Origin of the sequence: Pseudooceanicola marinus, from assembly GCF_020177265.1 — a bacterium.
Taxonomy (GTDB): Bacteria; Pseudomonadota; Alphaproteobacteria; order Rhodobacterales; family Rhodobacteraceae; genus Pseudooceanicola; species Pseudooceanicola marinus_A.
This window is the reverse complement of record NZ_JAIVMC010000008.1, coordinates 200,341-213,955: the sequence shown is the minus strand read 5'-3', so window position 1 is coordinate 213,955 and position 13,615 is coordinate 200,341. Positions and strand designations below refer to the sequence as shown.

The 13,615-nt window shown below is 66.9% G+C and carries 14 protein-coding genes; 3 read left to right on the top strand and 11 right to left on the bottom strand.

Annotation, left to right across the window (positions count from 1 at the left end):
* Nucleotides 1-21 precede the first annotated feature (21 nt).
* The 6 genes from LC066_RS15175 to LC066_RS15150 form a co-directional block, all read right to left on the bottom strand.
* Nucleotides 22-921, bottom strand: coding sequence for a 2-hydroxyacid dehydrogenase (locus tag LC066_RS15175; RefSeq protein ID WP_224900679.1), 900 nt, complete (start codon nt 919-921; stop codon nt 22-24).
* Nucleotides 918-2,525, bottom strand: coding sequence for an ABC transporter ATP-binding protein (locus LC066_RS15170; RefSeq protein ID WP_224900676.1), 1,608 nt, complete (start codon nt 2,523-2,525; stop codon nt 918-920). Before LC066_RS15170 ends, LC066_RS15175 begins: the two co-directional genes overlap by 4 nt.
* Nucleotides 2,522-3,361, bottom strand: a complete 840-nt coding sequence (locus LC066_RS15165) for an ABC transporter permease (protein ID WP_085887227.1) — start codon at nt 3,359-3,361, stop codon at nt 2,522-2,524. The genes LC066_RS15170 and LC066_RS15165 overlap by 4 nt, the downstream gene beginning before the upstream one ends.
* A 2-nt stretch (nt 3,362-3,363) precedes the next feature.
* Complete coding sequence (locus tag LC066_RS15160; protein WP_085887228.1) at nt 3,364-4,341, bottom strand: ABC transporter permease; 978 nt, start codon at nt 4,339-4,341, stop codon at nt 3,364-3,366.
* A 64-nt stretch (nt 4,342-4,405) separates the two neighbouring features.
* Nucleotides 4,406-5,950, bottom strand: coding sequence for an ABC transporter substrate-binding protein (locus LC066_RS15155; RefSeq protein ID WP_224900673.1), 1,545 nt, complete (start codon nt 5,948-5,950; stop codon nt 4,406-4,408).
* 61 nt (nt 5,951-6,011) lie between these two features.
* Nucleotides 6,012-6,800 carry a class II aldolase/adducin family protein gene (locus LC066_RS15150; protein WP_412103248.1) on the bottom strand — a complete coding sequence of 263 codons (789 nt, stop codon included), beginning with the start codon at nt 6,798-6,800 and terminating at the stop codon, nt 6,012-6,014.
* A gap of 180 nt (nt 6,801-6,980) precedes the next feature.
* Here LC066_RS15150 and LC066_RS15145 point away from each other — a divergent pair, with 180 nt between their 5' ends.
* Together LC066_RS15145 and LC066_RS15140 are read left to right on the top strand one after the other, a co-directional pair.
* Nucleotides 6,981-7,697, top strand: coding sequence for a GntR family transcriptional regulator (locus LC066_RS15145; RefSeq protein ID WP_224900667.1), 717 nt, complete (start codon nt 6,981-6,983; stop codon nt 7,695-7,697).
* Nucleotides 7,694-8,728: a histone deacetylase family protein gene (locus LC066_RS15140; protein WP_224900664.1), complete on the top strand. Its 1,035-nt coding sequence runs from the start codon at nt 7,694-7,696 to the stop codon at nt 8,726-8,728. Before LC066_RS15145 ends, LC066_RS15140 begins: the two co-directional genes overlap by 4 nt.
* A 75-nt stretch (nt 8,729-8,803) precedes the next feature.
* Here the strand turns inward: LC066_RS15140 and LC066_RS15135 are convergent, their stop codons facing one another.
* From LC066_RS15135 to LC066_RS15115, 5 genes are read right to left on the bottom strand one after another with little or no spacing between them, the layout of a single operon-like run.
* Entirely contained in the window at nt 8,804-9,304 is a 501-nt protein-coding gene (locus LC066_RS15135; RefSeq protein WP_222478467.1) for a GAF domain-containing protein, read from the bottom strand.
* 8 nt (nt 9,305-9,312) lie between these two features.
* Nucleotides 9,313-10,089 (bottom strand): ABC transporter ATP-binding protein, encoded by a 777-nt coding sequence (locus LC066_RS15130; protein ID WP_224900661.1) that lies wholly within the window; start codon nt 10,087-10,089, stop codon nt 9,313-9,315.
* Complete coding sequence (locus tag LC066_RS15125; protein ID WP_224900658.1) at nt 10,086-10,934, bottom strand: ABC transporter ATP-binding protein; 849 nt, start codon at nt 10,932-10,934, stop codon at nt 10,086-10,088. The genes LC066_RS15130 and LC066_RS15125 overlap by 4 nt, the downstream gene beginning before the upstream one ends.
* Complete coding sequence (gene nikC, locus LC066_RS15120; RefSeq protein WP_224900655.1) at nt 10,931-11,833, bottom strand: nickel transporter permease; 903 nt, start codon at nt 11,831-11,833, stop codon at nt 10,931-10,933. Before nikC ends, LC066_RS15125 begins: the two co-directional genes overlap by 4 nt.
* Nucleotides 11,833-12,897: an ABC transporter permease gene (locus LC066_RS15115; protein WP_412103246.1), complete on the bottom strand. Its 1,065-nt coding sequence runs from the start codon at nt 12,895-12,897 to the stop codon at nt 11,833-11,835. Before LC066_RS15115 ends, nikC begins: the two co-directional genes overlap by 1 nt.
* Nucleotides 12,898-12,993: 96 nt before the next feature.
* Between LC066_RS15115 and LC066_RS15110 the strand changes: the two genes are divergently transcribed.
* Nucleotides 12,994-13,605 (top strand): helix-turn-helix domain-containing protein, encoded by a 612-nt coding sequence (locus tag LC066_RS15110; protein ID WP_224900650.1) that lies wholly within the window; start codon nt 12,994-12,996, stop codon nt 13,603-13,605.
* Nucleotides 13,606-13,615: the final 10 nt, after the last annotated feature.

The window sequence follows — 13,615 nt, the reverse complement described above, 5'->3', positions numbered from 1 at the left end:
GCCCCTCCTCGCGCCCGCGCGTCATTCCAGCGAGGCCATGCCGCGCTTGACGTTTTCGACCACCGCCTCGGGCCGGGGCGTGCTGGCCACATGGGGGGTCAGCACCAACTTCGGATGCGCCCAAAGCGGGCTGTCTGCTGGCAGCGGCTCGGTCTCGAAGACATCCAGCGAGGCGCCCGACAGCTGGCCGCTGTCCAGCGCCGCCAGCAGGTCCGCCTCCACCAGATGCGCGCCGCGCCCCAGCTGGATCAGCGCGGCGCCCTCGGGCAGCGCGTCAAAGCTGCGGGCGTTGAGGATGCCCTGCGTCGCAGGCGTCAGGGGCAGTACGTTGATCAGGATGTCCGTCTCCGCCAGGAAGGTCTCCAGCCGGTCGTCGGTCATGTGCCGCGCGCCCGGCAGCGGCTCGCGCGGGGTCGATCGCGACAGCACGGTCACCGGATAGCCCAGAGCCACAAGCCCCGCCGCGATCGCCCGGCCCATCAGGCCGAATCCCATGACGCCGATGCGGCGCAGGGTCGGGCTCTGGTCGCCCACCCGACGCTCCCAGGCGCCCCGGGCCTGGGCGGCCAGGAACTCTCCCATCCGGCGGTGATGCCACAGGACGTGGAAGGCGGCGAAGCCCGCCATCTGCTGTGCCTGGTCCGGATCCTCGACCCGGAAGACCGGCACGTCCGGGCGGGACTGACAGGCGTCGATGCCATCCGTGCCCGCGCCGACCGAGAAGATCGCCCGCAGGTTGGGATAGGGCGCGAAGGCCCCCTCCCCCGGCACGAAAGTCAGGGCGAAATCCACCGCCGCCGGATCCTCGACCTCTTCGGGCAGCAGCAGGCGCACCTCCGGGGCGAAGGCCCGGTAGGGCCCGCGCTGGAACCGCGTCATGTCGAGCATCGTGCAGGTGGCAACGCCGGTCCAGCGGCTCATTCCGCCGCCTGCCCCCAGCCCCCGCCGGGCACGGCGTCGAGCAGGGTCCGCGTGTAGTCATGCTGCGGGTTCAGGAAGACCTCGGACACCGGGCCGATCTCCACCAGCTTGCCCTTCTGCATCACCGCGATCCGGTCACACAGCTGCGCCCCGACCCGCAGGTCATGGGTGATGAAGAGGATCGACAGATCGAACCGCTGCCGCAGGTCGCGCAGCAGGTCCAGCACCTGGGCCTGGATCGACACGTCGAGCGCCGAGACGGCCTCGTCCGCGATGATCAGCTCGGGGTCCATGGCCAGGGCGCGGGCGATGCCGATCCGCTGACGCTGCCCGCCGGAGAACTCATGCGGGAAGCGGTCGACCGCATCGGCGCCCAGCCCCACGGTTTCCATCAGCTCGCGCGCCCGGTCACGGGCCTGGGCCTTGGGCACCCCCTTGGCAATCGGCCCGTCGGTCAGCGCGCGCATCACCCGATGGCGCGGATTGAGCGAGGCATAGGGATCCTGGAAGACCATCTGCACCTTGTGCCGCGCCGCGCGCAGCTCGCTGTCGTTCAGCGCCGCCATGTCGGTGCCGCCCACCATGACCGACCCGGAATCCGGCGTCACCAGCCGCACCACGGCGCGGCCCAGGGTGGATTTGCCCGACCCGGATTCCCCCACCAGGCCCAGCACCTCGCCGCGCGAGATGGTCAGCGACACGTCGTCGATGGCACGCACCGCGCGGGCCTCGCGGAAGAGGCCGCCGCCGGTGTTGTAGGTCTTTTTCAGATGCCGGATCTCCAACGCGGGGGCCTTTGCGACCTCGACCGACTGCGGGACCATCCCCGTGGGGATCGCGTCCAGCAGGCGGCGGGTATAATCGTGCTGCGGGTTCTCCAGCACCTCCGCCGCCGTGCCGCGTTCGACAATCTCGCCGTAACGCATGACGATCACGCGGTCCGCGATCTCGGCCACGACGCCGAAATCATGGGTGATGAACATCACCGCCATGCCATGCTTTTCGCGCAGGTCGAGGATCAGCTTCAGGATCTGCGCCTGGGTGGTCACGTCGAGCGCGGTGGTCGGCTCATCCGCGATCAGCAGTTCCGGCTCCAGCGCCAGGGCCATGGCGATCATCGCCCGCTGCCGCTGCCCGCCGGACAGCTGGAAGGGATAGGCGCGGATGATCTTTTCGGGGTCGGGCAGCTGCACCTCGCGGATCAGCTCCAGCGCCTTCTCGCGCCGCTCCGCCGGGCGGTGCCGGTTGTGCGCCTCGTAGACCTCGGCGATCTGATCGCCGATCCGCATCAGCGGGTTCAGCGCCGTCATCGGCTCCTGGAAGATCATCGCGATGCGGTCGCCGCGCAGGGCGCGCTGTTCCGCCTCGCTGACGCGCAGGATGTCCTTGCCGCCGAACTCGGCCGTGCCGTGATCGACGCGCACCCCTTCCGGCAGCAGGCCCATCAGGGCGTTGGCCGTCATCGACTTGCCCGAGCCGCTTTCGCCCACCACGCAGAGGATCTCGCCCGCGCCGATCTCGTAGGAACATTGGCTCACCGCATGTTCCCGGTCGGCGCCCTTCGGCAGGGCGATGGACAGGTCGGAAATCTTCAGGACGCTCATGACCGGCCCTTTCGCGACAGGTGGGGGTTCAGGGCATCGTTGAGCCCCTCGCCGATCAGGTTCAGCGCCAGCACCGTCAGCACGATCGCCACGCCGGGGAAGAAGGACAGCCACCAGGCGGAGCGGATCACCGTGCGCGCCGCCCCGATCTGGAACCCCCAGGACATGATGTTGGGATCGCCCAGGCCGAGGAAGGACAGCGAGCTTTCCAGCAGGATCGCCGTGGCCACCATCAGCGAGGCCATGACGATGATCGGCGACACGGTGTTGGGCAGCACCTGACGCACCAGGATCGACAGGTTGGACAGGCCGGCCAGGCGGGCGGCGTCGACGTATTCGCGTTTGGTCACCGACATCACCTCGGCCCGCACCAGGCGCGCCACCGGTGGCCAGGAGACGATGGCAATGGCGATAGTGATCGAGGTCAGCGTGGGCTCCAGGATCGCCACCAGCACGATGGCCAGGGCGAAGTTGGGGATGGTCTGGAAGAACTCGGTGAAGCGCATGGCGCCTTCATCGACCCATTTGCCGTAAAAGCCCGCCAGCGCGCCAAGAGGCACGCCGATCAGCAGCGCCATCAGGGTGGAGACCAGCCCGACCAGCAGCGACACCCGGGCGCCGTAGACCAGCCCGGCCAGCACGTCACGGCCCAGGGTATCGGTGCCAAGCGGCAGCCCGTCGGTGCTGAAGGGCACCAGGAAGGGCCGTTGCACCATGGCCCAGGGGCCACGCGGATAGAGGACGGGCGCCAGCAGGGCCACGGCGATCACCGCGATCAGGATCGCCAGCCCCAAAAGGGCGCCGCGGTTCGTGAGGAAGCGTTTCCAGAGTGTCATGATTATGCCTTGTGTCCGATCCGCGGGTCGATCAGCCGGTAGACCAGGTCCGTCAGGATGTTGAAGACGATGACCATGGCGGCCGAGACGAGGAAGACCCCGAGGATGGTGTTGTAGTCACGCGCCGCGAGGCTTTCGAACATCAGCCGGCCGATACCCGGCCAGGCGAAGACCGTCTCGGTCAGCACCGCGCCCCCGACCAGCTGCCCGGCCTGCAGGCCCGCAAGGGTGACGACGGGCAGCAGCGCGTTGCGCAGGATGTGGCGGCGCCGGATGGTGGCCGGGTTCAGGCCCTTGGCCCGTGCGGTCTTCACGAAGTCCTGCTGCGCCACCTCCAGCATCGAGGCCCGGGTCATGCGCATGTAGACCGCCATGAAGAACAGCCCCAGCGTCAGCGCCGGCAGGATCAGGTGCTTCAGGATGTCCAGCGCCCGCGCCAGCCCGCCGAAGCCGCTGCCGACGGTTTCATAGCCGAAGCCGGGCAGCCAGCCGAGCTGCACCGAGAAGACCAGCACCGCCATCAGCGCGGCCCAGTAAAGCGGCGTGGCGTAGAACAGCAGCGCCGTGCCGGTGATCAGCGTGTCCGTGAACTTCCCCACCCGCGCCGAGGCTGCGACGCCAAGCGCCACCCCCGCCACGAGGGAGATCCAGAAGGCCGTCAGCGTCAGGATCAGTGTCGCCGGCAGCCGCTCCAGGATCAGCTCCAGCACCGGCTGGCCCTGGCGGAAGGAATAGCCGAGGTCGAGGGTGACGATATTGCCGACGTAGCGCGCCAGCTGGACGTAGAAGGGCTGATCCAGCCCGAACTGCGCCCGAAGATCCGCGATCATCTGTTCGTCCGCCGCGCCCGCTTCGCCTGCCAGCACCGCCGCCGGGTCACCGGGGGCCGCATGGACCAGGAAGAAGTTCAGGATCGCGATGGCAAGTAGTGTGATCGCCGCCTTCAGCAGACGCGACAAGATCGCTCCGGCAATGGCCATGGCCAGCCTCCCGTTTGGTCTTGGGGAGAGGCGACGGCAGCGCCGCCCCTCCCGATATCAGGATTTACTCTTCGATCCAGGCGTCGCGCAGGCCGTCGTTCAGACCGATCCCCGTGGTGATCAGGTTCTTGACGTTGCAGCGATAGATCGTCGGGAACTCGATCTCGAGCAGCCAGGCGACGGGCACGTCTTCCACGATCTGCTGCTGGATCTCGGTGTAGAGCTCCTGGCGCTTCTCGTTGTCGGGCTCGACGGCGGCCTGTTCCCACAGCGCGTCCAGCTCGGGGTTCACGTAGCCCTCGACGTTGTTCCAGGGGCTGCCCTTCTTGATCTGGCTCTCGACGTAGTTCCGCGCCACGCCCAGGGCCGGATCGCCGTACTGGTAGAGATAGGTGAAGGCCATGTCGTAGTCCCAGTTGGCCGTCTTCTCGTTCCAGCCCGCGACGTCGGCGCTGTCGATCTCAACCTCGACGCCGACCTCGCCCAGGTTCTGCTTCACCGCTTCGGCCCAGCGTTGCCAGGTCTCGCCATAGGGCAGCGGCAGCAGGCGGACGGGGGTGCCGTCATAGCCCATCTCGTCCAGCAGTTCCTTCGCCTTCTCGGGGTCGTAGGGGTACTGCGGCACGTCGTCGGTGTAGAAGTTGGTCTTCGACGACACGGGGCCCGTCGGCACGGTGCCGAAGCCGTTCCAGACCACGTCCTTCACGAATTCGCGGTCCATGGCGAACATGACGGCCTGGCGGAACCGCTTGTCGGCGGTCGGCCCTTCGCGGTTGTTCAGCCACATCCAGGCGTGGGGGGCGAAGAATTCCCAGCCCTTGGAGCTGGAGCAGACGTTGTCCATCTCGGTCAGCCGCGCCACGTCCCAGTTTTCCACGGCGCCACCGGGCAGCACATCGACCTCGCCGGTTTCGAAGGCCACGGCGCGGGAGGCCGCATCGGGCACCACGCGGTAGTAGAGATCATCGATATGCGGCAGCCCGTCGAGGTAGTAGTCCTCGTTCTTCGTCAGGTGAATGTAGCTGCCCTTTTCCCACTCCACGAACTCATAGGGGCCGGTGCCGATCGGCGTGGCGTTCATCTCGTTCGTGGCATAGTCGGTGCCTTCGTAGATGTGCTTGGGCACGATGGGCATGGAGCCCGCCTCGAAGGCGTTGATGAAGGGGCCGTAGGGTTCCTTCATGGTGATGACGATGGTGTTGGCATCCGGCGCCTCGACGCTTTCCACGTGGGAGAAGGCGCCGCGGAAACGCGCGTGGTTGTCCTGCAGGAACTTGGTGGAGAAGATCACGTCCTCCGACGAGAAGGGCTCTCCGTCATGCCAGGTGACGCCTTCGTTCAGGATGAAGGTATAGGTCATCCCGTCTTCCGAGATGCTCCATTCCTTCGCCAGCGAGGGCTGCGGCTCCAGATCGGTGTTGTAGCGCAGCAGGCCTTCGTAGATCTGGCCGGCCACCATCTGGGTCGGTGCGTTCTGCACCAAGCCCAGCATCAGGCTGGGGGGTTCCGGCTGTACGATCAGGTCGAGCCGTCCGCCGTCCTGTTGCGCCACAGCGCCGGTCGCCATGCTGGCGGCGACGAGGAAAGTCGTTGCCTTCAGAAGTTTCATCTTGGTTTTCCCTGTTGGTTTGGGGTTTGTCGGACCCGGTTTGCCGGGCCTCGGTTTGAATTCAGGCGATGTAGCCGGGAGCCTCCCGGTCCAGCAGCCGTAGGATAGACGCCCATTCGGGGTCCTGCCCCGAGGCCTCGATCTTGTCGTAGGCGCGGGCATATTGCCCGGCCGTATGGGCGGCCACCTCGTCGGACAGCGGATCGGGCGTCAGCCCCATCGACAGGGCCGCCACCTGGGCCTTGCACGACCGTTCCAGGTTCAGCGCCAGCTTCACCGCCTCGGCCACGGACCGGCCGCAGACCAGCGTGCCGTGGTTGCGCAGCATCAGCACGTTGAGGTGGCCCAGGTCGGCGATGATGCGCTGCCGTTCTTCCAGGTTCAGGGCGATGCCCTCGTAGTCGTGGTAGGCGATGGCGTCATGGAACTGCGCCGACCACTGGTTCAGCGACATCAGCCCCTCACGGACCGAACTGACGGCGACACCGGCCACGGTGTGGGTGTGCAGCACGCAGGCCGCATCGTGACGCGCCATGTGGACGGCGGAATGGATGGTGAAGCCGGCGGCGTTCACCCCGTGGCCATAGGGATCGTCGAGGATCGCGCCCTCTTCGTCCACCGTCACCAGGTTGCTGACCGTCACCTCGTCAAACATCAGGCCGAATGGGTTCAGCAGGAAACGTTTCTGCCCCTCGGGCCCGTCGGGCAGCCGGGCGGAAATATGGGTGTAGATCCCGTCGTCCATCCCCTTCAGCGCGATCACCCGATAGGCGGCGGCCAGATCGCGACGGATCTCGGCCTCGGTCTTCGGGCTCTGCGCGGCGGAGGTGTCCCCTCCCCCGAGCGACATGGATTCTTCGGGCATCGGCCTGGAAAGCGTGGTCATGGGCGGCTCTGCCTTTCGGATCAGCTTCGGATCGTCGGTTCACGTAAAAGAGATTGCCTGAAGGCGCTTGAGTCAAGAAGATTGTCGACAGCCGACAAAACGACAGATAGTCAGGTCCTGAGATGATTGAGATTTGGACGCCCCATGACCCGGGACACCAGCGCCGTGACTGAGGCCTACCCGTTCCTGCCCCTCAGCCGGGATGGCCTGGTCGACCGGGTCGCCCATTCGCTGGTCAATGCCATCCTGTCGGGCGCGATCCGCCCCGGCGAGCGGCTGGCCGAATCCCAGATCGCCCGCCAGATGGACCTGTCGCGCGCCCCCGTCCGCGAGGCGCTGCGCCTGCTGGAAAGCTCGGGCCTGGTGGAATACCGCGCCAACCGCGGCTTCTTCGTCCACGTGATTTCCGCCACCTCGATCCGCGAGCTCTACGAGCTGCGCATCGTGATCGAGACGGCCGCCGTGCGCGCCCTGACGGAAACCAACCCGGGCGCCCTACCCGGCCTGCGTGCCCAGATGGCCGAATTGCACCGGCTGGCCGACGAGGACGCCGAGATGATGGCCCATGTGTCGGCCGACATGCAGTTCCACCGGCTGATCTGCGAAGGATCCGGCAACCGGCGCTTCCTGCAGGTCTTCGACCAGATTTCCAATGAAACGAAGCTGGGCCTTCTGGTGATCGGGCGCCTTTACGACGATGCGCACCGCATGGCCGAGACGCATGAGCCGATCATCGCGGCCATCGCCGCGGGTGACGCAGATGCCGCCGCTGCGGCCATCGCCTATCACATCGGCGTCGCCAAGGACCTGGTTACGGCCCATATCGAAGCCCAGCAACAGCAGGAGGCCGGCAGGACATGAAATGCTATTACGCCAAGGCGACCGAGGCCCATGACCCGGTCTTCCGCATCTCCCTGGGCCGCATCGCCCGCAACGCCGAACAGGCGGAACGCGCGCGCCTGCTTCTGGCCGGGCTGGACCAGCTGGACCTTCCGGTGACCGAACCCGATCCCGCCCCGCGCGAGATCCTGGAAACGGTGCACACCACGGAGCTCCTGACCTTCCTCGAAACCGGCTGGGCCGAATGGCAGACCCTGCCCGACGCCGGGCCGGAGGTGGTGCCCAATGTGCATGCCCTGAACAAGGAACGCACCTACCCCAAGCACATCATCGGCCGCGCCGGCTGGCACATGGGCGACACCTCCGCCCCGCTGGCCGAGCATAGCTGGGAGGCCACCCTGGGGGCCGTGGCCGCCGCCCATGCTGCCGCCCGCGCCGTGCTGGAGGGTGACCGCAGCGCCTATGCCCTCTGCCGTCCGCCGGGGCACCACAGCTCCGCAGACGTGGTGGCGGGGCACTGCATGCTGAACTGCGCCGCGGTGGCCGCCGAAACGCTGAAGACGCGCCACCAACGGGTCGCGGTGCTGGACATCGACGTGCACCACGGCAACGGCACCCAGGACATCTTCTATGAACGTGACGACGTGCTCTTCGTCTCCGTCCATGCCACGCCCGAAACCTACTACCCCTTCTTCGTCGGGCACGCGCATGAGACCGGCGCGGGCGCGGGGGACGGGTTCAACCTGAACATCCCGCTGGCGCAAAGCACCGGCGATGACGGCTGGTGCGCGGCGCTGGAAACGGCGCTGGCGCGGGTGGCGGAGTTCGCCCCCGATGCGCTGGTCCTCAGCCTCGGGCTTGATGCCCATGAGAACGACCCGCTGAAGGGGCTGAAGGTCACCTTCGACGGCTTCACCCGCGCGGGCCGGATGATCGCCGATGCCGGGCTGCCGACGGTTCTGGTGCAGGAAGGCGGCTACCTGTCGCCCGACCTGACGACCTCCCTCGTGGCCTTCATGACCGGCTACATGGGATGCGACGTGGCGACCTGAGCCCGCCCCCGTTCACGCAAAAGGCGCCGCCGACAGCCCGTCGACGGCGCCTTTTTCGTTCGCAAGCTCAGTCGCTCAGCGCGCCAGTTGCATGGCCACGGCACAGGCAGCCAAGGCCGGAAGGCGCAGCGTGTCGTGAATCTGCGCCACGCGCTCGGCCGTGTAGTAGCCTTCCTCGTGCAGGATGTTCATCGTGGCGATGACCTTGCCGCCCATGATGATCGGCAGGTTCACCACCGACCCGCAGCCCAGCTTGCCGATCAGCTCGGCATCGGGAAATACCGTGTCGATGTCGGCCAGGGTGTTGGACACGAAGGCCTCCTGCCGGGTCAGCACCTGGTCGAACCAGCGGTTCATCTCGATCGGTTTCTCACCCGAAGTCGGGTAGTTCTCGGCGTCATCCGTATAGGCGCGCCGCGCCACCATCGCCTCGGTGTCCGAGGTCATCACGGTGAACAGCTTCGCCCCCACCGTGGCCTTGGTCAGACGGCACAGCGCATCGAAGGCGGCTTCTTCGCTGGTGGCGCCGGTCAGTTCGGCGGTGAAGGCGTCAAGCGCCCGGGTCGTGTCGGTCATGGAAGTCCTCAGCTGTCGGATGCGGCCAGCGGCGCAGGCGCATCGGGGTTGCCGCCGGAAGCGGCATACAGGTCGCGCGTGTAGGGATCGGCAAAGCTGCCGTCATACAGCGCAGTCTTGGGGGCGATCTCGACGATGCGGCCCTTGTTCATCACCGCCATGCGGTCGCACATGAAGCTGACCACGGGCAGGTTGTGGGTGACCATCAGGTAGGTCAGCCCCTGTTCACGGCGCAGGCGCTTCAGCAGGTTCAGGATCTCCGCCTGCACCGACACGTCCAGCGCCGAGGTCGGCTCATCCAGCAGCATCACCTTCGGCTCCAGCATCAGGGCGCGGGCGATGGCCACGCGCTGACGCTGCCCGCCCGACAGCTGGTGCGGAAAGCGGAAACGGAACCGCCGGTCGAGGCCCACGGCCGCCAGCATCTCCAGCACCTTCTCGCTGCGCTTGCCGATGCCGTGGATGGCCAGCGGCTCGGACAGCACCGTGTCGATGGTCTTTCTGGGGTGCAGCGAGGCATAGGGATCCTGAAACACCATCTGGCAGGTCTCGGAAAAGGCCCGGTCGGGGCCATGCCCGCGCGGCTTGCCCAGGACCGAGATCGCCCCGGTCCACTGCGGCGCCAGCCCCGCGATGGCCTTCAGCACCGTCGACTTGCCCGACCCGCTTTCGCCCACAAGGGCAAAGCTCTCGCCCTCGGCCACGTCGAAGGTCACGTCACGGACGACCTTGGTGTCACCGTAGGAAATATCCACGTCCTTGAGGGAAATCGCCGGAGCGGTCATGTGCTTTCTCCTGCGGTACGGTCGAGGACGGGCAGCTCGTCCCGGGTTTCCTGCATCCGTGGCTGCGCCGCCAGCAGACCCTGGGTGTAGGGGTGCTGCGCCTTGTGCAGATCGGCAGCGGCGCAGCTTTCGACGACGCGGCCGGCGTTCATCACCAGGATGCGGTCGCAGTAGCGCGCCACCAGGTTCAGGTCGTGGGAGATCAGGATCAGCCCCATGCCGTTGCCGGTCACCAGCTCCTCGATCAGGTCCAGCACCTGGGCCTGCACCGAGACATCCAGCGCCGAGGTCGGTTCATCCGCGATCAGCAGCTGCGGGCGGGGGATCAGCATCATGGCGATCATCACCCGCTGGCCCATGCCGCCCGACACCTCATGCGGGTACATCTGCGCCACCCGTTCGGGATCGTTGATGCGCACGGAGGTCAGCATCTCGATCACCCGGGCCTGCAGGTCGCGGCGCGGCAGGCGTTCATGCACCTTCAGCGCCTCGGCGATCTGTTCGCCGATGGTCATCACCGGGTTCAACGAGAACTTCGGATCCTGCATGATCATGGAAATCCGCGCGCCCCGGATGCCGCGCATCTGCCGCGCGCTCTGGGCCGCCAGATCCAGCCCGTCGAAGCGCAGCACATCCGCCGTCTGGCGGCCCGGGGCGCGGATCAGGCGCAGGATGGCGCGGCCGGTCATCGACTTGCCCGACCCGCTTTCGCCGACGATGCCCAGACGTTCCTCGCGGCCCAGGTTGAACGAGAGGCCTTTCACCACCTCCACCGGCCCCGTGGGCGTGGCGAAGCTGACGCGCAGGTTCTCGACCTCCAGCAGCGGTGCCTGTTGATCGATCATTTCGCGCCCCCCTGTTTCGGATCCAGCACGTCACGCAGACCGTCGCCGAGGAAGCAGAAACCCAGCGAGACGAGGATAATGGCAAAGCCCGGCATGGTGGCAACCCACCACTGGTCCAGGATGAAGGTCCGCCCGCGCGAGATCATGGCGCCCCATTCCGGCAGGGGCGGCTGCGCACCCAGGCCGAGGAAGCCGAGACCGGCCGCGGTCAGGATGATGCCCGCCATGTCCAGCGTCACCCGCACGATCATCGACGACGTGCAGAGCGGCAGCACGTGGCGGAAGATGATCCGCCCGTGCGAGCCTCCGACCAGACGCACCGCCTGGATGTACTCCGCATTGCGGAAGGTCAGGGTTTCGGCCCGCGCGATGCGCGCATAGGCGGGCCAGGCGGTGATCGCGATGGCAATGATCGCGTTTTCGATCCCCGGCCCCAGGGCGGCGACGAAGGCCAGCGCCAGGATCAGTTTCGGCAGAGACAGGAAGACATCGGTCAACCCCATCAGGATGCGGTCGACCCAACCACCGAAGTAGCCCGCCACGGCGCCGATGATGAGCCCGAGGGGCGCGGAGATCACCGCGACCAGCGCCACGATCATCAGCGTGATGCGCGAGCCGTAAACGACCCGGCTGAAGATGTCGCGGCCCAACTCGTCGGTGCCCATCCAGTGATCGGCCGAAGGCGGCAGCAGGCGCGCCTGCAGGTTCTGACCCACTGGGCTTTCCGGGGCGATCCAGGGGGCGAACAGGGCCGTTGCCAGCAGCAACAGGATGATGATCATCCCCGCCACCGCCAGCGGATTGCGCATCAGCGCGGTGAACATGCGCCAGGCGCGGCCCAGGTTGGCCTGGGTCAGCGTGGCGGGACTGTCGTCCAGAAGCCAGTCACGGGTGCTCATCAGCGGCTCCTCGGGTCGAGAACGCGATAGAGCACGTCCGACACTTTGTTGATCAGGATGAAGACCGAGCCGATGACCAGCGTGGATCCCAGCACGGCGTTCATGTCGGCGTTCAGCAGGGCTACCGTCAGGTAATTGCCGATGCCGGGCCAGCTGAAGACGGTCTCGATCATCACCGAGCCTTCCAGCAGGGCCGCATAACTGAGGCCGATGACGGTGATCAGCGGCACGCGGATCGGCTTGAACCCATGCGACCAGATCACCCGCCATTCCGGCACGCCCTTCACGCGGGCGGTGGTGATGAACTCCTGCCCCAGCTGGTCGAGCATGAAGCTGCGCGTCATGCGGGCGATATAGGCCAGCGAGAAGAAGCCCAGGATCGAGGCCGGCAGCACCAGGTGCGACAGGGCGTTCCAGAAGACGGTCCAGTCCCCGGCAATCGCCGCGTCGATCAGCATGACATTGGTGCGCGCGGGCACCAGGCCTTCGTAGAAGATGTCCAGGCGGCCCGGCCCCGCGACCCAGCCCAGCCCGGCGTAGAACACCGCCAGCCCGACCAGGCCCAGCCAGAAGGCGGGCACCGAATAGCCCAGCAGGGCAAAGACGCGCATCACCTGGTCGACCCATTCGCCGCGCCGCGTGGCGGCCCAGACGCCTACAGGCACGCCCAGCACGACACCGATGATGATGCCCAGCGTCGCCATTTCCAGCGTCGCGGGGAAGACACGCGCCAGGTCCTCGGCCACCGGACGGTTGGTCGATATGGAGCGACCGAGGTCGCCCTGCGCCACCGACCAGACATAGTCGAGGAACTGCACGATCATTGGCCGGTCCAGCCCCATGGCGATCCGCGCCGCGTCGTATTGCGCCTGCGTGGCGCGGTCGCCGACCACCGACAACACGGGGTCGATGGGCACCACGCGCCCGATGAAGAAGGTGATCGCCAGCAGCCCGAGGAAGGTCAGCAGGGTGACGACGACAAAGCCGCCAAGCCCCCGCGCCCGCCGCCCGGCGCGCACCGCCAATGTTGTGTCTGTAGCCAAGGTCCGCGCCTCCTCCGGCATCGTCCAGGTGAAAAACTCTTCACCCAGATTACAAAATTTTTTGCCATAGTAAAAATTTTTTTGTAGCCTGTGGGAAACGACCCGGAGGAAACGCCCATGGCGAGGGAGAAGCACAAGGCGGACCCGCAGATCGGCCCGCTGATCCGCAGACGGCGCAAGCAGCTTGGCCTGACGCTTCAGGCGCTGTGCGACCGCGCGGGGGTTTCCGTCGGCTACCTCAGCCAGGTGGAACGCGACAACGCCACGCCCTCGCTGGGCACGCTGGCGCAGATCGCCGCCGGGCTGGAGGTCGGGTTGGAGTTCTTCATCGCCGCCCCCGGCCCCGGTGATTCCCTGACGCGCGCCGAAACCCGTCCCCAATTCTCGCTCAACGGCTCCTCGATCGGCTACGAAAATCTGGCCACCGACTTCCCCGGCGCCGAATTGTCCAGCTACATCCTGCATGTGCCGCCCGGCTATGCCTCCGAAGTGGTCAGCCATGAGGGGGAGGAGATCATCTATATCCTCGACGGCGAGATCACGCAGACCCTGGACGGCCAGGTGATCCGCATGACCGCCGGCGACAGCCTGCACTACAGCGGGTTGCGGCCGCATTCCTGGACCAATCCCACCGACCGCCCCGCCCGGCTGCTTTGGACGGGCACGCTGGCCGTGCTGAACCGCAAGGGCGCGATGAAACTGCCCGAGATGGCCCCGCTCGACGCCTGAGCGACCGTCC